The sequence below is a fragment of the Mastigocoleus testarum BC008 genome (assembly GCF_001456025.1).
Classification (GTDB): Bacteria; Cyanobacteriota; Cyanobacteriia; order Cyanobacteriales; family Nostocaceae; genus Mastigocoleus; species Mastigocoleus testarum.
Genome location: NZ_LMTZ01000146.1, coordinates 1 through 22,563 on the forward strand (window position 1 = coordinate 1; position 22,563 = coordinate 22,563).

Below are 22,563 nucleotides of genomic sequence, written 5' to 3' on the forward strand. Positions count from 1 at the left end.
TTTCTGCTGGAGCAGTGAATGTTGGTGTGGTTTCTGATGTAATGTTGTCTGCATCATCAACTCCACTGTCATCACTTGGTGCTAAATCCGGAGCAATTGGTGTATCTGGAACCAAAGGATTAATAGTGAGTTTTTGAGTTACAGGGTCACTAACATTACCATCGTCATCAACTGTTGTCACACTGATTTGAGGTTTGTCCCCACCATTTAATACAGGGGTCGTACCGTCTGTTGGTGTTGCAGTTTCTAAATCAACACTCCAGTTACCTTCGTCGTCAGCAATGGTTTCATAGGTTGCTTCTGGTGTACCGTCATCCGAAGCATCTACTTCCAGAATTACTGTGATACCAGGTTCTGCGGTACCGGTGATTTCTGGTGTTGTATCGTCGGTGGTTTCTGGTGAGGTGATTAACAGTGAAGCAATTACTGTATCATCAACATCGGTAACTTCAATGTTCGCCGGTTGAGAGATGGTGTTTCCATCGGGGTCAGTACCTACAACTTCTACTTCATAGATATTATCCCCATCGGTATCGCTTGGATTCTCGAAGTCCGGAGCAGTTTTAAAGCTGAGCAATCCAGTTTCAGGATCTACGGTAAATGAATCTGCATCATCTCCACCACCGATACTGTAGGTTAAGGGGTCACCTTCTGGATCTGTAGCAGTAACGTTAGCAACAGGAATTCTGTTTTCTGGTACGGTAATTGTTGCTGCTGGCGTTGGAGTTTCGACTGTTGCTACATCATTAGCTGTATCACCATTTAAGGTCGCTGTGATGTTTACTGGAGAACCATCCTCCGGTACGGTGGTAGTTACAGGTATGCCATTATCAATATGCTGTTGGGTAATAGGTCCATTGAAAAGTTCTGTACCACCTTGGTCCGTAACTACTAAGGTGTCACCTACTACTGCATTGCTTGGTAGTTCTACAATGGCGTCAACTTCACCATTTAATTCATCAGGACTAATTACACCATCATCATCAGCATCTTCGGTGATAGTAACTTTCAATGCTGTTGGTTCTGACTCATCAACATCGGTTACTTCAATGTTTGCTGCTTGAAGGATGGTGTTTCCATCAGGGTCAGTGGCTACAACTTCTACTTCGTAGACGTTATCCCCATCAGTGTCAGTTGGATCCTCGAAGTCTGGAGCAGTTTTAAAGCTGAGCAATCCAGTTTCAGGATTAATGGTGAAAGAGTCAGCGTCATCTCCACCACCAATGCTGTATGTCAATGTGTCACCATCTGGGTCTTCTGCAGTAACATTCGCAACATCAGTTATATTTTCTTGTACGGTGATAATTCCCACAGGAGTTGGAGTTTCGACTGTTGCTACATCATTAGCTGTATCACCATTTAAGGTCGCTGTGATGTTTACTGGAGAACCATCCTCTGGTGCAGTGGTAGTTACAGCTACGCCATTATCAATATGCTCTTGAGTAATGGGTTCGTTGAAGAGTTCTATACCACCTTGGTCAGTAACTACTAAGGTGTCACCAACTTTTGCATTACTTGGTAATTCTACAACAGCCTTAATATCACCATCCAGTTCATCAAGACTGATTACACCATCATCATCAGCATCTTCGGTGATAGTAACTTTTAGTGCTGTTGGTTCTGATTCATCAACATCGGTTACTTCAATGTTTGCTGCTTGAAGGATAGTGTTTCCATCAGGGTCAGTGGCTATAACTTCTACTTCGTAGACGTTATCCCCATCGGTGTCAGTTGGATCTTCGAAGTCTGGAGCAGTTTTAAAGCTGAGCAATCCAGTTTCAGGATTAATGGTGAAAGAGCCAGCGTCATCTCCACCACCAATGCTGTATGTCAATGTGTCACCATCTGGGTCTTCTATAGTAATATTCGCGACGTCAGTTATATTTTCTGTTACAGGAATAGTAACTGCGGGAGTATCGCTTGGAGTGACATTTACGGTAACTGTAATTGGAGTAGAGGCATCACCTGCATCGTCTTCTACTGTATAGGTGAAGGTGTCAGTACCAGTGAAACCAGCCTTAGGAATATAAGTTATCTCACCTGTGATAGGGTTGATGGCGGTAGTACCATTACCAGGTCCATTATCAATCGCAACTGTGGTGAGATCTACTGTACCCTCACTGTCTGTGTCGTTAGCAGCGACATCAATGACTACAGGAGTCTCTTGTTGAGTAGTGCTTGTATCAGCTACACCTACCGGTGGATTGTTTGGAGTACTGCCATCAAAACGGATAGGGTTACTGATGGCTCCTAAATCAGTCCAAGTTGTATCTAAATTAATTCCCCCATCAATACCACCAATATCTTGGTTGTAGGAATTATCTTGGGTTGCAGTGCCCACAACAAAGCTGACTGCTGTTGTCTCATCAACCCCTGTTATCCCAAGAGTGGCTAATTGTGTAACGATGTCACTGAAAGGGATACTAAAACTTAAGAAGTAATCGTTAGCGCTGTCACCGTTGAGATCAGTGTTAGTAATACCTGGATCGATGGTGCTATCAACAGGAGAGAAATTGTAATTGTCAGCAGTTTGTGCATAAGTTAATAAAGGTGGTGAAACAATTGTTGTGGTTGATGGCGAATTATTAGCGCCCGTACCAGGATCCCAAATTGCAAGACTATCTGTACTACCCTGGTTATTAACCCCAACATAAAGGTCTACAGCCCCATCGCCAGTGACATCAATTCCGATAAATAGGTTACGAGAAAAGCCTGATGGGTTACCATCTTCACCTACTCGAAGTCGGAAAGCAATTGTTCCGTTGGTCAGTCCTGCGTCCCCTTCTCCATCAAACTGGAGATAAAACATGGGGTTACCAGCATCACCTGTCAAGTCACTTTCCGTACTTCCTGTCTGCTGATCTTGAGCAAAATCGTAGGCATTTGCCCCCGAAGGCGTGATAGCATTCCACCCTCGATCCGTGGGGCTGGTGACATCTATGGCAAGAACAGCTTGGTAAGCTACTATTGCTTTTGAATGAAAAATCAGAGGAACTTCAAAATCGGCTGTGGTGAATTCTAGATTCCAGTTGCCACCCAGGACTAGATTTCCAGTCAGTGTTTCAGATGCGGCGATTTCGGCTCCAGTAATATGACTAAGCTTGGTTATAAATTCTTCCCCACCATCTCCTGCTGCAACATTACAACCGTAGAGAAGAAGTTGGGAATTAGATAATTTATCTCTAAACCAACTTTTTAAATATTCAGCATAAAGATTAAGACTAGAAAGGCTTAATTCAGTATTACCAAGATACAAACAACCAGGCGAACCATGGGAAATAACATGAATCCTGGCAATATTGGAGCGATTTGCCAGAACAGTCGTTATTTGTTTAACACCATCTTTTTCTGGGTCGAGAATAACTACTTCAATACCCGATCGCAAACCCGCAATTAAACTTTGATAATCTTTAACGGTAGTGTCAAAAAAAGCAATCTCTTGGGGTTGAATTTCTTGGGTCCGAATCTCTTGAAACTTATTACCCTGAAGCAAAACTTGTGTGTCAACAGTCATGATATGCAAAACCTATGATTGAATAAACTCGAAAATCGATCTTCAATATTTATGATTTAATTGATACAAAAAATTAAGGCAGAATTTAAGTAAACAGCCTTTTCAAATAAATTCCAATGATGTTGTAGAGATACGAGAACCAGAGATATCAGATTTCCTGCAATCTAAGACTCGCGACACAATAATCTATCTTTATATTGATATGAAGATATAATTCCAAAATTACATAGTGATATTGGCAACACTAAGTACAATTTAGCTAAAGAGCATTTCAGTATATTTAATATTTTATTTTTAAGCACAATAAGTACGCCAAGCCAATATAATTCTCATCTCGATAATAATTTTATGTATCACATACAACATCAGAATAATTACTGAGATTACGTGTCCATGAAAATAATGAGATCAATTAGAATGTTTTATATAGTACAAATACTTAGGTGAGTTAATACAGTAATACTTCATAAAATGCGCTAGAAAGTTTTACCCATCACTATACTTAAAATAACCTGTATTTTCTGCTCTTTTCCTACAAAAGATTGCAGAGACGAGGTCTTCAAGAGCATTCCCGCAGGGAAATATATCGCGTCTCTACAATACTTTAGAACTAATAATGTGGTGGGATATAAGCAATCCTAAATCATTCGTGAGAATCGATATTTCGATATTGTAGAGACGTTGCAGAGGCTAACGCCGACGCCGCAGGCTCTGCAATGTCTCTACAGGATTGATCTATTCATAAATCAAATATGATTGCTAATATTCAGTAAATTTCTTCTTCTTGATGAGTTTGGATAGTGCAATCAGAAGTCGCATAAGCAACACAGGTTAAGACGAAACCAGCACCAATCTGATCGTCATCTAGAAATACCTGATCGGATTGATCTATAGTTCCAGAAACAATTTTACCCGCGCAAGTGGAACAAGAACCAGCACGACAAGAAACAGGTAAGTCAAGACCCTGTTCTTCAGCAGCTTCTACAATATATTGATCGTCAGGAACATCAATAGTTGTATTTAATCCTTCTGCTTCATTGACTAATGTAACTTTGTAAGTTGCCACGTTCTTATCCTCTTATTTAAGAATCGAAAAAAAACTGGTGTAAAAAACGGTTTAAAATTTTTGAAGACTCAAATTTAAGTCTTCAGGTTTTAGTCTGGTAAAGACCAATCATAAATTTTGTTTTGTTTTTGAACAGTACACACAGAATTTATACTTATTTATCCTACACCTAAACGTTGCTACAAGTCTTATTTTGTATGTAGTGTAGTGCATTATTATGTAACATCCCTCATCGATCCTTTGTACATTAGTTTCATGTCACGTCTGTATATTTGCATCACATCGCATCCATACATTGGAATTATGTTGAGTCGCTGAATTACCTATAGATTCTTGTTGAAGCGAAAAACCTTGATTTGATAGCATTTGCAATGCAGGATCCTCTTAAAAACCATGTCTGAATTAGTCCAAAAGGGAAATGACACAGCAGCAATTCAAGTAATAACTCAAGGAGTTGCAGTATGCGATCGCAGTAATTGGGGACGGATCAAAGTATCTGATGATGACCGCTTGCGTTTCTTACATAACCAAAGTACTAACGATTTTCAAAGTCTAAAATCAGGTCAGGGATGCGATACTGTTTTTGTTAATTCCACCGCTCGTACAATTGATTTAGCAAGTGCTTATGTAACTGATGATGCCGTTTTATTGTTAGTCTCACCTCAAAAACGAGAGTTTTTATTTCAATGGTTAGATAGATATATTTTCTTTGCGGATAAAGTACAGTTAACCGATGTTACCGACGAAACAGCAACTTTGAGTATAATTGGTACGGGTAGTGATGCGATCGCAGAACAACTAGGTGCAAAAGAAATTATCGGTCAACCCCACGGAAACCATATTTCATTCTCTTTGGGTAACACAGATAATACAGAAGGAATAATAGCAGTAGGAAGTGGTTTAGCATCTCCCGGATATACTTTAATTATCCCAGCAAGTGAGAAAGAAGCCATTTGGCAAAAAATCATTGAAAATGGTGCAGTTCCCCTGAGTGAAAATGCTTGGGAAACATTACGAATTATTGAAGGACGTCCAGCACCAGAACAAGAATTAACAGATGATTATAATCCCCTAGAAGCAGGTTTATGGCAAACAATTTCTTTTGATAAAGGTTGTTATATAGGTCAAGAAACTATCGCTCGCTTGAATACATATAAAGGTGTAAAACAATGTCTTTGGGGTATTCGACTTAATTCCCCAGTCGAAGCAGGTGCAGTTATTTTTGCAGAAGACCAAAAAGTTGGTAAACTTACTAGCTACACCGAAACCTCAGAAGGACACTTTGGGCTAGGATACATACGTACCAAAGCCGGTGGTGTAGGATTAAAAGTGAAAGTTGGAGATACAGAAGGAGAAGTCGTAGAAATTCCCTTTGTTTCTCACAATTATCCGGACGATAACGCAGAATAAAGAGTTAAGGGTTATGAATTCCCATAAGTAAGCAGTTAATCTCATTCACCGTGCTTATTAACGCGGGCGTCTAATATGACGCTGCGCGTGCAAAGCTGAGACAAATCAAAAATATTGCGAAAAAACTGGTAAAAATATTGACACATTATTCGCAATGAATTAAAGATTAAATGGTGACACTCACATTTAATTGGGTTTACCGTCAAATTAAAACTTAGTGATTTTTCAATACTTATGAGTCCGTAATCTATACTCAATAAAATAGGAACTTACCAAAAATAATAGGTATAAACCTGTTAGAAATATTCTCCACTTCTATTTTTGAAGTTGCGAGCAGTAAGTTTTATATTTTTATTGTCGGGATATTTTCTATACTTTAGATTTCTATACTTTAGGTTTCTATAGTTTAAAAATATTTACCTTAAGGGTGTTGAAATATTTGAAAGAGTAAAATGTATATTCAATTTATAAAAAATTTGATTATAAAAAATTTGATTATAAAAAATTTGATTATCAAAGGTTTCATCCTCAGAATTTTTACGATTAAAAATTTGATTTTAGAAGATTTGACTATAAATATTTAATCATTTTTGTAATAACTATAAAAATATGAATTGGTTTAGAGAAAAATTACTTCCCGGAATGGTTTTGGTCTCGGTCATGGCAATATTTGTTCCGGGTATTTTATTTCTCAGTGCTGGGCTTTCTTCTAATCTCGTAATATTTCTTGCAGAAGTTTTAAAACCACACCGCAAACTAATCAATAAATCAATATACTTAGGAACTAATACTGCATTATTAGGAATTGCTGGGATTTCTGGTTGTGCAGCTGTTGCGACAATATATGACACAATTACCGACAGACATACCGAAGATATACCCGAAACCCAAAATATAGAAGTATTTGAAAAACCTAATATTCCATATCGCTGTACCAAGTGTAAGTATTATTCAGATAATCCTCTTTTACCTTGTGCAGTACATCCAATTGAGATGAAAGAAGATTGTCAAGATTGGGGTGCTTGAAATTAGTTTTCTTAGTGGATATTTTTCATTTTATTCTTATTAATTCAGGACTTACGCAATTACAAATCTATGTCCTACGGACACGTTATGCTAACGTTGCATAAGTCCTATTATTGCTAATAAATCTTTAAATTAACCCTATTGTTCTATAGAGGTCTCCCAAACCATATTAGCTATAATTCAATACAGTTCAGTTAAGGCTAAATCTCAAGATTGAAGTAGGTTGGCTTGACGGAGGAAAGCCAACAATAATCAGATTTTCTTGGGTTACGCTGTCGCTTAACCCAACCTACGAAAATGCTTAACGGAACCGTATTGGGCTATAACTGCAAATCTAATTGTTGTTTTAAAGATTCTGGTACTTTATGTGCGGTCTTCCAACTCCGCACACCTTCCCACTTAGTATCCTTATTCCAATTAATATCTCCCAAAAAACTATCACTTAATTGCGCTTCAAGCAAACGAGCACCTCTGAGATCTGCACCACTAAGATCTGCATTACTGATATTCGTACCTTTCAAATGTGCACCCCTAAAATTCGAATTGTTGAGTTTTGCACCCCTGAGGTCTGCGTTACTTAACCGTACACCTCTGAGATCTGCATTACTTAATTGTGCTTTTCTAAGGTTTGCGTTATTCAATTGCGCACCTCTGAAATCTGTACCACCGAGATTTGCGTTGCTTAAATTTACACCTTCAAGATTTGCACCCTCCAGCTGTGCACCTCTAAGGTCCATGTTACTCAGGTCTGAACTTCTGAGATTAGCTCGACTCAAATATGCACCTCTGAGATCTATATTCCTAAGATCCGCACTCCTCAAATCGGATTCACTCAAATCTGCTCCCATAAGATTTGCACCACTCAAATTAACACCCCTGAGATATGCACCCCTTAGGTTAATACCACTCAAATCCGCACCACTAAGATCTGCTCCATTGAGGTATGCGTTGCTCAAATCAGCACCCCTCAAATATGTACCTCTTAGGTCTGCACTTCTAAGATTTGCACCACTCAGAGATACACCCCTTAAGTCGATGTTACTAAGGTCTGCACCCCTGAGAAATTGTCCAACCACGCTGTTAAAGGTTCCTGGATGAATCAAATCACTATAATTAATAATGCGGAGAAGTTGAAATTTCCAAGAATTTATCTTATCTGTTGGAGTAGATGGATTAAAGATAATTTTTGTTCTTAAATGCTCTTGTTTGTGATTAACTCGTTGCAATTCTAAAAGCAATATGGTGATATTTAATCCTACATAAATATCAACTTGACGCTGTCCTAAGTGAATATTTTCTAAATGCAGTTGTAATGATTTTTTCTGAGGTAAGTTTTGTTCGTGGGTATCTATAAATTCTCCCTCGCACCATTTTTGATGAAAATTTTCTATACGCTCAAATAGTTGTATTGGTTCAGGAATTTTATTATTTACTTCCCGACTACTTCTTATGTATGAAAAATCTTTAATTTTATTACCATTCTTGACTGGAGTCACACTCAAAGATTTCTCTTTATTCCCCATACTCAGCTTGATTAAAGGGATATCAAATCTTGAACTTACGTGTAAACTTGGTTTAAGACTAAATTCCTGAGCTAACAAAACCATCAAATAATCCACTATTTCTGGTGTTAAAATATCGCATCCCAACCAATCATAGAGTTCCGAATCCATTATGTTTTGGGGGACGTGAAATCCAGTAGAACATATACCTGGTGTTATCCATTCTTCTAGTTTAGTTTTCAGGTTTACAGCGGACAAAAACTCACTCAAACTTTTATGAATAAACTCAATTGAATATTTCTGTTGTGCAAAAACAGATTTTAATGCTTCTTGATAAATCTTGATTTTTGCTTGGGTTGAGTTAGTACATTCAAACATTTCTCCTGTTAATTCACTATTTCGATGAATAGCTGCCAATAAATATAGTAGTAGAGGCTCTTGTGCTAATTCTTGAACTATATTGGGACAGTTTTTATCTTGGAGAAATTGTTGAAATGCTAAAGCCGGTTCTGTTCCAACTTGTGCTGACCAATTATTTAACCATTTCTTTTGGATATGGTTATCCATCGTCAAAATTTTTGCTCTGTCTAAATTCGTTGGTAAATTACTTTCAAGACTTTGTAAAACTGAACTTCTAGTAGTTACTAATATTCGATGACCAAGTTCTCCAGGATTTTGTTGACATTTTTCTTGAAAGGTTGCTATTTGACTAATAAATTCTATTAAATTACAACTACTTCTATCTTGGAGTAGTAAGTCATCAAGACCATCAAGTAAAAATAAGTAGCGAGTATTTTTCTCTTTTAACCAATTATCATCATGAGCAATACAGAAATCTTTATCAAGAACTGTTTTCAATGTATCTTCAAACTTTTGTTCTACCTTCTTTATATCTCTTAGATTCACTAAAACTGGTGTCCAAACAGGATGTAAATTTCGCCTGATATACTCGGCAAATATACGACAAAATACTGTCTTACCTTTTCCTGCTTCTGCTTGAATCCAAATGATTTTATCTTGCTTCTTTGGGTCTTGAAGTAGATTTAATGTCCAACTTTCTAAGTCAATCGGTAATTGTTGTTTATTTATTTGACCTTTCTTATTTAGTCGCTGTGCTTTTAGAGGAACGTAGATATCTTGTAAAGTAAATTGCTCCGTAAACATCGTTTGCTGAGATAGCTTACCAATATGTGACTCTAGGTAATTATCAATAATCTGGTACTTTATCAATCTTTTACGCCAAGTACTCTTGCGCAATCCAAAATATCTTGTTTGCAAACCTGCAATACTACTCAAAGCTATATCTATGTATCGCTGGGCATTCCAAGCTATTCTTTGTATTAGAGTATTTGTCTCATATGTTGTTAGACCAGCATTTTTTAATAAAGCAAAACAATTCTTGTTGAAGTATTTAGCAATTTTAGTCTCGCGGAAGCAATGAATCGTTTTATTAGGATCTAGCATCCTAAGTTCAAACTCTAAATTATCTTCTATATTTGTATATTCTTGAGAAACTACTAATTTCGAAATTTGATTTATTACGAATTGGTTTGCTGTTGTTAGCAAAATATTTTCGAAGCTTTCTATATAAGCTAACCTACCAGCAATTAATGCATATTCCTCTAAACTTGGACGTCCCTCAATATTATCGCGATAAAATTTTATTCCTTCTGTTGCTATTCCTGCAATTGAAAATCCATTTACGGAGATATCTTTAATCTCAATTGAATTCTCAATGAAGCCTAGCTTTATAGCTAATTCTAGACTTGCACTAGAGGTTATTTTGCTAATATCATTATTTATGATATCAATCTTTTTGCTGTTATCTTTTAATGCTTGCAATATATCTTTATGAAAAAACTTTTCTAAATTTTTTTGCTGATTTGTCATCTCTAAGTCGCCCCCATATATTTACTTAGAGATTAACGAAAATACCCAGTAAAGTATGAAAAGTTTTTGTATTTATTGTCATTTAAAAATATTTTTTTGATGTAATACTTGTTGATTTTACACATAAAACACACTTTATTTGCAGTAATTACATAATTCAATTTTATTTTATGTTTTGTGTAATCATTTTTAGTGTTAAATCAAGTTGCTAGTTACAAGTAAAACATCAGTTAATACACTTAGAAAAATAACCGCAAAAATTGCACATTTTGTTACCAAGACCTAATGGTGATACTTGAACACATTAGGACTAATAAATTCTATAAACATTCTCACATCAGTAAAACCCCCAAACTGCAAATTAAATTTTGCTCCAACCCAATCAAAAATTTCGCTCGAAAAAAACTTTGAAGCTTTTACTTGAAAGTCTTGTGTAAACTAGCTTATAGAGATATTTTCTTATTAGACAAGAAGTATGGCAAACTTTGCTGTTATCGGAAGTGGATATAGTCTTGAGATAATAATGAATATTTAATACTTTGGCTCAAAATTAGGGAAATAGACCGTGAGCGATACAAATAATACAACATCTAGCATAGATTTATCACGTCAAGAACTACGGGATTTAGTCAGAGCGCAATTACAAATGTTGCTTGAAGCTGGAGACCTAGCAGGTGCAAAAGCCATTTTGATACCCGTCCAACCTGCAGATATTGCTGAAGCTGTTGAAGGTTTACCACAAGCAATGCATGCTTTAGCTTTTCGCTTACTTTCTAAAGATGAAGCAATCCAAGTTTACGAATATCTGGATTACAGCATTCAGGAAAGATTAATTTCAGAACTGCGTTCTCAGGAAGTCCGGGACGTTGTAGATCGAATGTCACCCGATGATCGTGCAAAATTATTTGACGAACTACCTGCAAAAGTTGTCAACCGTCTTTTGGAAGAATTAAGCCTCACGGAAAGAGAAGCTACAGCTCAACTTTTGGGTTATGAAGCAGGGACAGCTGGAAGAATCATGACCCCAGAGTTAATTTCCCTCAAAGAACATTTGACAGTAGAACAAACTCTGGGACGAATTCGTCAACTGGCGGATTCCAGTGAAATCATTTATTACTTATACGTCACGGATAATGCTCTGCACTTGAGCGGGATCGTATCATTACGGGAGTTGGTAATTTCACACCCCAATAAACCGATTGGCGAAATCATGACCCGTGAGGTAGTTTTTGTCAATACAGATACCGATCAAGAAGAAGTCGCAAGATTAATTCAACGTTATGATTTTCTAGCTGTCCCGGTAGTAGATAGAGAACAACGGTTGGTAGGTATTGTAACAGTTGATGATGTAATTGATATTCTACAAGCAGAAAATACTGAGGATATTTATGCTGTTGGTGGTGGTGTACAATCAAGTGGTGATAACTATTTCCAAATTAATTTGCTCAAAGTAGCTCGTAAGCGAGTTGTCTGGCTTCTAGTACTGTTAGTAACTAACACTGTTACGGGAGCAATTATTACAGCAGAAGAAGATATCTTGGCAAAAGTTGTGAAGCTTGCAGCTTTTATACCCCTGTTAACAGGTACTGGGGGTAACGTGGGCGCTCAGTCTTCTACAGTAGTAATTCGGGGTATGAATACTGGAGAGCTTCGCTCATTTGGAGCACTTCAAGTGGTTGGGAGAGAAGCATTAGCAGGTGCTTTATTGGGAGGTATGTTGGGTGTTATTGCTACTGTTTGGGCTGTTATGCTGCAAAAAGATTTAGCTATAGCTATTGTTGTTGGCTGCAGTTTGTTAGCAATATCAATTTTAGCTTCTGTGTCAGGTTCGGCATTACCATTTTTGTTTCGCTTGCTTCGTTTGGATCCAGCGTTGATGTCAGCACCATTTATTACCACTGCAGTAGATGTAGCGGGGGTTTTAATTTACTTTAATTTAGCACGCTTAATCTTAAATATTTAAGTTTATATTTGATTGAAATGTTCGCATTACATCTTAAGATTAAATCTTCAAATTAAATATTTAAAATTAAATATATAAACTTAAATCTTCCAGCTTAAATTTTCCAGCTTAAACCTTCTAGTTGTTAGACATCAAGTTTGAATCGTAACAAATTAATAATATAGCGGATTGCAACTAAGTGAGGTACAGTTCAAAAACTGAAAGTCAGTTATAAAGCAGATTCTACTCCTGACTCCTGTCTTCTGACTCCTGAATTCTGCTGTAAATCATCAACAGCTATCTTTATATAAAGAAAAGCTAATTTTACTGCTATTTTATCTACATGTAGAAATGACAAAATAAATCAAAAAGCTCAAAAATATAAAAATACAAATTAAATGTTTATTGTTAAAAGGTTAAGATCTATCATTAATCCTTTCATCGGATTGCTAGTTATTCTCATTTCATTTGGTTTAATATTTTTAGATGTTAATTGGGCAAAAAATAAACCTCAAGTAACCTTACCAAATAATCCCATAGTTATTGAAAACCAAAAAACAGGTAGTGATAATTGGCACTTGAACAACCCAGCTACAAACCATGAAATAGAAGGTTATGCCTCCCTAACAAGTGTAGATCGCGGCTCGCAGATCGAGCTATTTGTCAATACACAAGACCCCACTTATACTATTGAAATTTTTCGGATGGGATGGTATGCCGGTAAAGGTGCAAGACAAGTAACACCTAAAATTATTCGTAAAGGAATTAAACAACCAGCACCAATTATCGATCAAGCAACTGGATTAATTGAATGTGATTGGCTGCAACCTTATGTTTTGCAAATACCCGAAAATCCTCAAGACCCCACAGAATGGACTAGTGGTGTTTATTTAGCTAAGTTGACTGGTAGTCAAACTGGTAAACAAAGCTACATAAATTTCGTAGTTCGCGATGATAAACGAAGTTCTGACATTTTGTTTCAAACTAGCGTCACAACCTATCAAGCTTATAATAATTGGGGTGGTATGTCCCTTTACCGTTGGAACTCCAAGGGGAAACAAGCAACTAAAGTTTCTTTCAATCGTCCTTATGCTGCTAGTCCGAACCCAGCAGCTGCTTATGGAGTAGGTGCGGGCGAATTTCTGACTAACTTTCAACCCCAACGTCGAACTTCTAATGCAGGTTGGGAATATAATATGGTACGCTGGTTAGAACGATCTGGTTATGATGTTAGTTACTGTACAGATATAGATACACACGAAAATCATCGAGTTGTTAGAGAAGGAAAACGCATACTGTCAATGCATAAAGCTTTCTTTTCCGTTGGACACGATGAATATTGGTCTTGGCAAATGCGACACAATGTCGAAGTTGCTAGGGATAAAGGTCTGAGTTTAGGCTTTTTTTCTGCTAATACCTGCTATTGGCAAATTCGCTTCGAGCCGAGCAAAATTACCAAAGATATTAATCGTACCATAGTTTCGTACAAAGAAAGTGCTGCTTTAGACCCATTTACGAGAGATAGCAATTTGGATAATGATTATTTAATTACAACTCGTTGGCGAAACCAGCCTTTGAATCGTCCCGAAGATGCTTTGATAGGGGTCATGTACGAAACTTTTCAGGTAAATGCAGATATTATTATCAATCAAAATGCGCCGGAATGGGTGATCGCCAACACTCAGTTAAAGCCAAATAATCTTCAAGCATCTCAGAAAGGGTTACATAGTCAGCTACCTCAGATCCTAAAACTCAAAGGACTTTTAGGATATGAGGTAGACAGAATGTTTGGTAACGCTCCTGCAAATACTACAATTGTTGCCCATTCGCCATACACCTACAAGGGTAATACTAGGTATGCAGATATGACAGTTTATCAAGCGACATCTGGCGCAATAGTATTTGCGACTGGTTCCATCCAATGGAGTTGGGGACTGGATGATTATAATGCACCAAATTTACGTCCATCTCTCACAAATCTTGACGCACAACAAATTACCCGTAATGCGATCGAGCGAATGATTGGTTAACTGATTAGTTAATTGCACCGGTAAGTTTACTCCTAACTTTTTTGTCTCTTTCTTGTCACTTTTGCGTCCTCAATTTGTTACTCAACTGTCCTTACTATTGTTCAAGATAAAAAACGTAAATCTCAGTACACAATCGTAATTGAGGCATAGGTGTTCAATGATAATTCCAATTCACTTTTTATCAAAATTAGAATTACTTGCACCCATACGCAGTTGGCTTGAAAACTTGGAGATTGATAATCCTCAATTAGCTCACCGGTTATGTAATCTTATTCCATCCACATGTCCATTTGAACGTGAAATTGAACTACTTCCTCAAGTAGTTATTTACATTCCACCTCTATGTAAAATTAATCCATTTTACGAAGAGTTAGTAAGTTTGCGTTTTAGGGCTTTATCTTATCTAGCAGATGAGTGTGGTTTGGATATTAATTCTTACGTGTAATTGTCTTTCTTTGAATTACTACGGGTCATCATAATTTGCTCATAGCTGAAGTCACAGCACCGATAAGGAAAGACTAACCTGAGTTCTAAAATAAATTTATAGTTCAAATTTTAAAATTAACAAACTGAACTTTAAATCCTATAAGCTTTTTATAGCTTTCCTTTGAACTCACATCTCAAAACTTAAAAAGTATAGAAATAAGCCACTTTGCTATTTCGTTGTGGCTTTATAATTTATATAATTGTTTTTTAAGTTGAGTTTTAGAATTTTGAGGTTAACAAAATAACTAATCTCAATATTCTTTGTAGATTATTTCTATTTCTTTTCTTTCTGATTTCGACTTTTGCTGTAAGTTTACCTAGAAGTTTAAATTACCTAGAAGTTTAAAAACTTGAGCTTATTCTGGAACATAGGTAAATTTGCTTGAAGAGCGCGAAAAAAATATCTCTTCAGCAAAGATTTCAATACCGCTGCTTAGGTTTCAAAATATGGCATTTAAGGATAGAGGAAATTACTAAACTAACGGTAAATATACATTAAATCTACTGCCAACCCCAACCTTACTATCAACCTCAATTTTTCCTTTATGTCCTTTGACAATTGCTTGAACAATAGAGAGTCCTAGTCCTAAACCATTTTTATCGTAGCTACGAGCATTCTCTGCTCGCCAAAAACGCTGAAAAATGTAAGGAATGTACTCCTGCGGTATACCAACTCCAGAATCTTCCACCCGAACAACAGCAAATCTTTTGTGCTTCTCAAGAAACACTTTAACTATTCCACCACTGGTAGTGTACTTGATAGCATTTTCCAGTAAATTGGAGAACAAACGTTTTAACTGGTGAGAATCACCTTTGATAGATACATCAGGGGACAAATGAAATTCGAAACCTAATTCCTTGTTATAAGCTTGAGTTTCAAAGTTGTCGGCGATATCTTCAAGTATCTCATCAAGGGGAATAGTGGGATACTCTAAGGCTGAAGGACGAATTTGGGAATCTGTTTGCGATAGAAAGCGTAAATCTTCCATCAGGTGTTTAATTTGCTCGCTAGCACTACTAATGGTTGAAATCTTTTTAACGAAATCAACAGGTAACTCCTCTGAATGACTTTCCATTAGTTGAACGGTAGTGATAATCGCAGTGAGAGGATTACTTATTTCGTGGGAAACATCAGCAGTAAATTGTCTTAAATGCTGGTAACTTTTCTTGATTGGTCTAAGTACTACAATTGTCAGTACTCCACTAGCAATACTAATTAAAATAAGGGCTGTCATACCGCCTATTTTTAAGCCCAACTGTAGTTGATCTAATCTTGAAGCTAAAGCCTTATTAGATTCACTCGCGCGAATATAGCCTTCCAAGTTCAGGGTTTTCTGGTCTTCACTATCCGCATACACAGCAATAGACACAGAAGTTAGTTTCCCATCTTTTTGAATTAGAGGAGAGCCTTCATGGATACGAACAGGAACAGAATTTTTAACTAACGGAATATCAGGGAAATCTCCTCCCTCACGGGCTAAAAGCTTTCCATCAGCGTCAAACCACTCTAAACTTTGACCTTTTTCAAAAAGACTACGCCAAGGAAGATCTCTTTGCAAAGACTCATTTCCTTTAGTCTTAATTCTATCCAAACTGGGAACAGCAGCTTGAGCCAATGTCTGTAGGTGTTCGTTTCGGTCTTTTTGTAAGGATCTGTGAAACACACTGTAAACTGCGACTGCTGATATCCCAAATATGGCTGACATTGCTACGATATAAGCAATCCAAAGACGCCATGACAAAGAATTAGATACTTTGTTTTCCATGGTTTTTAAAACTTTAGCCCAAGCCATAAGACCTCGTTACACTACACGGTGATTAGATACTCCAGTTATCTACAAGAATTGTACGACTTTTTAGCTAATAAAGGGGTAATAAATTATTGCAGTATTCGCTATTTTACGGAAACAAATAAGAGTTTCTAATTGGACTGTTTTACTGAGATCAAGCCATTAAAAATCATGTATTAATTGTTTTTCCATGAATTCTAAAAATTAATATCTTATAAACATGAAATATCTTTTTAATTTTAAAAAAAGTTGTATTTAATACATTCCTTATGTACTGTGCTATTCCAAATCCTTACTTTAGAATTAAACACAAAAACAAATTATACCTATATGGCCTAAACACCTTTTCCCTGGGACAAAGTTTCTTTTGATACTCAATGATTTTGCTTGTTGCGCTTCTATTTTCAACTTCAAATTTATGAATGTAATCTTGCTTTCATTTTTTAGCGATCGCTAGCTAGTAAAAATAAGTTTTGAACAAAAATAATTCGTATTTTGTCAATCCCAATGTTAGCTTTTTTGTTATATTTTCTATGAATTTTACCTCGATATGTTTAAATTTAAGATTTTAAATCTCGATATCGAAAAATAACATTAGAAAATTAAAATTCATCTAATCCCCATAAAAGCTACTTAGAATTGCATTTTCATTATTGTTTAGTTATAATTTTCCCCATGTTTAAGATTTTTTGTCATAGAAATTACATAAAATTAATAACATATAATTTTTGAGTGTCGTATTTTGATTCACCAACTTTTAATTCAACGAAATTATTACTTTAAAAGCTTATACAAAATTATGTGACATGTGACTAGAATATTTTCAGCTGGATGTATATACCGAAAACTTGAATCTTTACTCGAGCAAAAAGCTTGAATTTGAATAAATCTCGATTCAATGCTAACTATCTTCAAAGGCAAAAAAGCAATTTAATTTACGATGCTTTTAAGTTTCTTCGAATAAAAAATGGTGATGATTTAGCAGAAAATATAACTTCAATGCTTCACAACCTTACTTTCAACATTCACTACTAAACTTGCAAATTTTAAAAGCTTCAAATCTAAAACTTCTAAATCTTGAAAAAAGAGCAAAAAAAAATCCCCAGAAAGGGAATAAAGTAATATCAAATTAAAACATTATATATGATTGACGTTATGAAACTGAATAATCACATATCATAGTATGTCCGAATAATCGAGCAAGTTTTAAGAATAAGCTTTTAGACGATAACCAAAACCATAAACCGTATCTAAAAAGTCATTACTTGCACCAGCTGATTTAAGCTTTTGTCTTAACCGCTTAACCAAAGCTTTAACAGCACCCTCTGTCGGTGGTTCATCAAAAGACCATAAATTCTCTAGTATCGCACTACGACTCAAAACTCTGTGACCGGAGCGTACCAATAATTCCAACAAGCGATATTCTTTCGGTGTTAAAGAAAGTGGCTTTTCTTCATAAACTGCTTGACAGAGGTTAGGATCTACATGCAGATTACCCCACTCTAAAACTGTTGATAATGGGTTACTTCCTCGACGTAATAAGGCACGGATACGAGCTGATAATTCTTGCAAATTGTATGGTTTGACCACATAGTCATCCGCACCTGCATCCAAACCTGTAACCTTATCCGCTGCAGTATCCCGTGCTGTCAACATCATCACAGGCATTCTGTAACCTTGAGAACGCAGTTGCTGACATAAATTAATTCCGTCAAGCTTAGGCAATGTTACGTCTAACAGCAATAAGTCATATGAAAAAGCCTTAACGAACTCCCAGCCTTTTTGTCCATCAGTAGCTACATCGACTTGGTAATGTTGTTCGGCAAGTGCTGCTGTAAGCGACTGAGCAACGCAACAATCATCTTCTGCTAGCAATATTTTCATAGTTAATAAATATCTTGATCGTCAACATTTCAAAAAACAAGATGCAGATAGCTGATTTAATGTGTGGCTCTGCAAATAAAATTGGTGCAATTGAAAACTAGATAGACTCCTGCAAAACGCAATATATATAACGATTTTGGAATTGATTTAGCGATAAAACGCTTATTCACATCAGTAACATTACAATCAATAGTTTTTGTAATTTTATTCCTTGGGACACTTTTCTAACCGTACATACTTTGAAATTTTGTAAGTCAAAGGTTTACAAGTTGAGGTGTACAAGGGTAGTTATAAACATTAACAGAAAACTTGTCTTGCGATAATTCAAGATTTAGTCTTGGCGTAACAAACTAATTATTTCCCCAACTTTAAAATCTATCGCTCCCAGATAAATATCCCTATCTCAATATAGATTTCAGGTAGATATTACCAAGTCGCTCAAAAAAATTAAGTTATTTATTCGTCATGTTTTTAACTGCCTAGCGACATGTCATCATTTGTTTTTTATTGATTAAGATATGTCCATCAGCCTTATGTGAAAGGTGTTTAGGCGCTAAATCAAATAATCTAAATCTAGTATTCAATATTTAAAATGCATGTCCAATATTCTGAGTCAATATACCAATGATTGTTTTTTATTATGAAAACTATATATATTTTCTTAATAAGTTTTGAAAAATAATAAGCGAAACGAGTTATTTTATATAAATCATGTGAAAATCTCGGCGTTATTCTTAAAACAAAGAAAATTGCGCATTGATTTTCGAGCAGTATTTTAGCAATTGCCTGACTCTGCTATATATTCTATTGTGTCTAACTATATATGTGACACTTTAGATACTGTCTATAGTTTTTGAAATTAAATTCAATAATGGATTGAGCAGAGCATAGATAGTAGGTACAGTTTAGGTTTATTGAGCTTTAGTCGACAACTCTTTACATATGAACGTTAACATTGCTTACATTCACCTTCCGGTTCGGAAATGCATACATATTGAAGTCAAAGTCAAATGTTTATTAGTCACTTGAAAATTGACAGCATACATATCTCAAATTCAGAGAAACTTTTGGCGATAATGCAAATCAACCGTAGGGTGATAATAGTTAATGACAGGCATAAAAGCGATTTTGAAAATACCTAGCTTGCAAAAATTAGCGCTAAGTTGTTGGAGTATTCAACAAAATGTCTGAGAGAAAAAGATCTTGGTGTAAAACAAAGTTTGTGTCGCGATGACGACGAAATTATAAAAATAAATGCCAGAATTGCTGAATATCTGTCAATGACAGGGATTTAAATTGATTAATGTCAGTTAAAATTATGCCGACGTTCTCATTTTTTTATATCTTTGTCCCGTTTTTGTCACCTTTTGGGTATTTAAATATAACAGGCAAGTACAAGTAAATTTTACGCTTGACTTTCCTCCGTGGAAAGTATTTTACTTGTACTTCAAAATTAGAATTACTCGAGGTATATTTTTTGATTCTCAGTGATTTTAACCTTGAGATAACGACTAATTTTGCAACGACTGCAGAGCCCCAAATTTTTGGGAGGCAAAGAGATTTTGACATGAATAGTATGATTGCACTGAGTCATGACCAGTACAATATTCGTATTCAAGCCAATCTCCGTGCTTATTGTGGCGCGGAAAAAATCGAAGAGCCAATAGTAGATTCTACTGCTTACATTCATCCCTTAGCTACTGTAGACGGTAATGTTTTATCCGGTAAGCAATTAATGGTTCAACCTACTCCATCTTTACTAGGTGATGAAGTTGAACTAATGTGGATCGGTGATGATGTAAATATGCGAGACTGTGTTTTAATTCATGATGTACTAAGAAGTTATCAAAATGGTGAGTTTCTTAAAGAAGCTATAGTGGAAGCCAATGGGAAACTTGATGAAGTCTATATTGATAAACCTGTTTCCCTAGCTCATCAATGTCAAGCACAAGTTCGAGCTAAATTTGGCCATTATACCTTTGTTGGAATGCAGTCTACACGAGAAAAATCCGATAGTCTGTCTGCGATCGCTAGTACTTATCCTGTCAATAGTCTGAATAATGCAGTAGTACATGTAAATCAAGAATTAGCTATTGGTTACCAACACGAAGAAAATCAAACTGCTCAAGCAGCTTAAACAGAACTTCTGTTATTTCTAATTGTTGGTTAAATGGAGTGACGTCAGTCTGTCAAAATCTCTTCAAACTGAATGGTAGAGACAACTAGCAGCAGCGATCAAATTTTCTGCACTAAAAAGCTAAAGACCTAAAATCTAGGCTGATAGCGGGTCCATACATTAGGAAGAAGATATCATGACAGTTCCCAGGTTAAAAGTCATCAATAGCAGCTAGTTTCTACAGTTTGTACTCGGTCTGAACCTGAGAGGTAAGGTAAAGTTCAGATTTTAGCGATCCCTATTATTCCGATGGAAAACATAAGTACCAACAAAGAATTACCGGTATCGATAGATTACTCTCTATCAAAACTTTTTATTTCATCACCGTCCAAATTAATCTACCAGCCGAGCCGAGTTACAGGTTTAATTGTGGCGTTCGGGATGCTTCTTACCATTTGAATTATTAGTTCAATCCGTTCAAAAGTCAGGATGTTATTGATTGATTCCACGGGAGTTTTCTCATGACTTCTAGTCCTCCTAAGAAGCAGGCATATTTGATAGGAAAAGTCAAAGAGTATTTCAGTTTTACAACTCGCAGGATTGTTCGAACTCCGGAACGTTCTCTGGAGAAAGCATACGAGTGTACTCTAAAAATAAAAGATTTAGAAGACGAATACTTTTATGGTGAAACAATTACTTCTGATGCGGTTTCAGAAAGTACTGTTTTATCCTCTGTAATACGAGCAGATGTTGATAAGCATTTAACAATTGCAAAACTGAGATTAGCTGAGTTTAAAGCTAGTAGTTTTGTTCTTGGCGAATTAGATCGTCAGAACATTTCTAAATTAAAGGTGGTTGAAGAAGTTATTGCTAGATATAAAGCTAGTGATTCCCAATCATCAGCTGCAATAGTACCCCTCTTGAGTGGATCTTCTAGTAACTCCTCTATAAGTGGTGAATTTTCCTCTCTAGATGAGTTGGATACAGCGGGGGATTTTCAAAGTTCGTTAGGTAGAACATCATTAGGTAGAACAATTAGCAAATTGAAAACTGATTTTAATCCCAAAGGCGAAGAGAATTATATTAGAACCTTTCGTAGTTCTAAAGCTAAGAGCAGAATCGCCCTGAGGTTTGCAATTATCTTAATAGTTGTACCTCTGATTGCACAGCACGTATCTAAGCAATTTATTATTAGCCCGATAGTCTCGGAATTCAGAGAAAGCAATAATGCTTCACCTTTCCTTCACAATGAAATGAAGGAAGAAGCTTTCAAAGAGTTGAATACTTATAAGGAAACTTTAGAGTTTCAGCATTTTGTTACCAAATCTCCTGAACTTTCTGAAGAAGCTATTGAAGAAAAATTAGCCGAGAAAGCAGAAGAACTGAATGAAGAGTTCCGTGAAAAAAGTAACAGTGCTGTCAGTAATGTGTTTGCTGATATGTTCGCACTTGTTGTCTTTGGGATTGTAGCATTAGTTAGACGGAAAGATTTTATCGTTCTTAAATCTTTTCTTGACGATCTTGTTTATGGTTTGAGCGATACAGCAAAAGCCTTTATCTTGATCCTGTTCACAGATATTTTTGTAGGATTTCACTCTCCACACGGATGGGATGTACTACTTGAAGGAATCGCAGGTCATTTAGGTGTGGAACCAAATAGAAGTGCGATTAATCTTTTCATCGCGACCTTCCCGGTTATCTTGGATACTATCTTCAAGTATTGGGTATTCAGATATTTGAGTCGGATTTCCCCATCTGCAGTTGCGACTCTCAAGGATATGAACGAATAATTGATTCATTTTCTTGGCAGGAAATTAGTTGTCTCTCGAATTGAACGTACATAACCTACAGATGACAAGTATGTAAGAGTTTTCTCTTGAATTGATACATTTACTAACCCGAGTGTA

General features: G+C 36.1%; 13 protein-coding genes. 7 read left to right on the forward strand and 6 right to left on the reverse strand.

The genetic code is table 11. The features are described 5' to 3' along the window. Both BC008_RS39055 and BC008_RS39060 read right to left on the reverse strand, forming a co-directional pair. The coding region (locus BC008_RS39055; protein ID WP_058184564.1) for a DUF4347 domain-containing protein at window positions 1–3,514 on the reverse strand (3,514 nt) is incomplete at its 3' end. A gap of 766 nt (window positions 3,515–4,280) precedes the next feature. Then, window positions 4,281–4,580, reverse strand: a complete 300-nt coding sequence (locus tag BC008_RS39060; RefSeq protein ID WP_027845357.1) for a ferredoxin — start codon at window positions 4,578–4,580, stop codon at window positions 4,281–4,283. A 393-nt stretch (window positions 4,581–4,973) separates the two neighbouring features. On the opposite strand from BC008_RS39060, the gene ygfZ reads away from it, so the two are divergent. Together ygfZ and BC008_RS39070 are read left to right on the forward strand one after the other, a co-directional pair. Continuing rightward, a complete protein-coding gene (ygfZ, locus tag BC008_RS39065; protein ID WP_027845356.1) occupies window positions 4,974–5,990 on the forward strand; it encodes a CAF17-like 4Fe-4S cluster assembly/insertion protein YgfZ in 1,017 nt (338 codons plus the stop codon). 609 nt (window positions 5,991–6,599) lie between these two features. Further along, a complete protein-coding gene (locus BC008_RS39070; protein WP_058184565.1) occupies window positions 6,600–7,016 on the forward strand; it encodes a hypothetical protein in 417 nt (138 codons plus the stop codon). A 320-nt stretch (window positions 7,017–7,336) separates the two neighbouring features. On the opposite strand, the gene BC008_RS39075 is transcribed toward BC008_RS39070, so the two are convergent. Next, window positions 7,337–10,408 (reverse strand): pentapeptide repeat-containing protein, encoded by a 3,072-nt coding sequence (locus tag BC008_RS39075; RefSeq protein WP_058184568.1) that lies wholly within the window; start codon window positions 10,406–10,408, stop codon window positions 7,337–7,339. Between the two features lie 565 nt (window positions 10,409–10,973). Here BC008_RS39075 and mgtE point away from each other — a divergent pair. Then, window positions 10,974–12,371 carry a magnesium transporter gene (mgtE, locus tag BC008_RS39080; RefSeq protein ID WP_027845354.1) on the forward strand — a complete coding sequence of 466 codons (1,398 nt, stop codon included), beginning with the start codon at window positions 10,974–10,976 and terminating at the stop codon, window positions 12,369–12,371. 208 nt (window positions 12,372–12,579) lie between these two features. Here the strand turns inward: mgtE and BC008_RS52365 are convergent, their stop codons facing one another. After that, entirely contained in the window at window positions 12,580–12,708 is a 129-nt protein-coding gene (locus BC008_RS52365) for a hypothetical protein (protein ID WP_268768282.1), read from the reverse strand. Between the two features lie 40 nt (window positions 12,709–12,748). Here BC008_RS52365 and BC008_RS39085 point away from each other — a divergent pair, with 40 nt between their 5' ends. Continuing rightward, entirely contained in the window at window positions 12,749–14,380 is a 1,632-nt protein-coding gene (locus tag BC008_RS39085; RefSeq protein WP_027845403.1) for a N,N-dimethylformamidase beta subunit family domain-containing protein, read from the forward strand. A 157-nt stretch (window positions 14,381–14,537) separates the two neighbouring features. Continuing rightward, entirely contained in the window at window positions 14,538–14,825 is a 288-nt protein-coding gene (locus BC008_RS39090) for a Mo-dependent nitrogenase C-terminal domain-containing protein (RefSeq protein WP_082650733.1), read from the forward strand. Window positions 14,826–15,339: 514 nt separating this feature from the next. On the opposite strand, the gene BC008_RS39095 is transcribed toward BC008_RS39090, so the two are convergent. Together BC008_RS39095 and BC008_RS39100 are read right to left on the reverse strand one after the other, a co-directional pair. Next, window positions 15,340–16,632, reverse strand: coding sequence for a sensor histidine kinase (locus BC008_RS39095; RefSeq protein WP_027845402.1), 1,293 nt, complete (start codon window positions 16,630–16,632; stop codon window positions 15,340–15,342). Window positions 16,633–17,862: 1,230 nt separating this feature from the next. After that, on the reverse strand, window positions 17,863–18,540 hold the full coding sequence (locus BC008_RS39100; protein WP_027845401.1) for a response regulator transcription factor: 678 nt from the start codon (window positions 18,538–18,540) through the stop codon (window positions 17,863–17,865). A 1,567-nt stretch (window positions 18,541–20,107) separates the two neighbouring features. On the opposite strand from BC008_RS39100, the gene BC008_RS39105 reads away from it, so the two are divergent. Both BC008_RS39105 and BC008_RS39110 read left to right on the forward strand, forming a co-directional pair. Continuing rightward, a complete protein-coding gene (locus tag BC008_RS39105; RefSeq protein ID WP_027845400.1) occupies window positions 20,108–20,677 on the forward strand; it encodes an LbetaH domain-containing protein in 570 nt (189 codons plus the stop codon). Between the two features lie 500 nt (window positions 20,678–21,177). Continuing rightward, window positions 21,178–22,446, forward strand: coding sequence for a proton extrusion protein PcxA (locus tag BC008_RS39110; RefSeq protein ID WP_027845399.1), 1,269 nt, complete (start codon window positions 21,178–21,180; stop codon window positions 22,444–22,446). Window positions 22,447–22,563 lie beyond the last annotated feature (117 nt).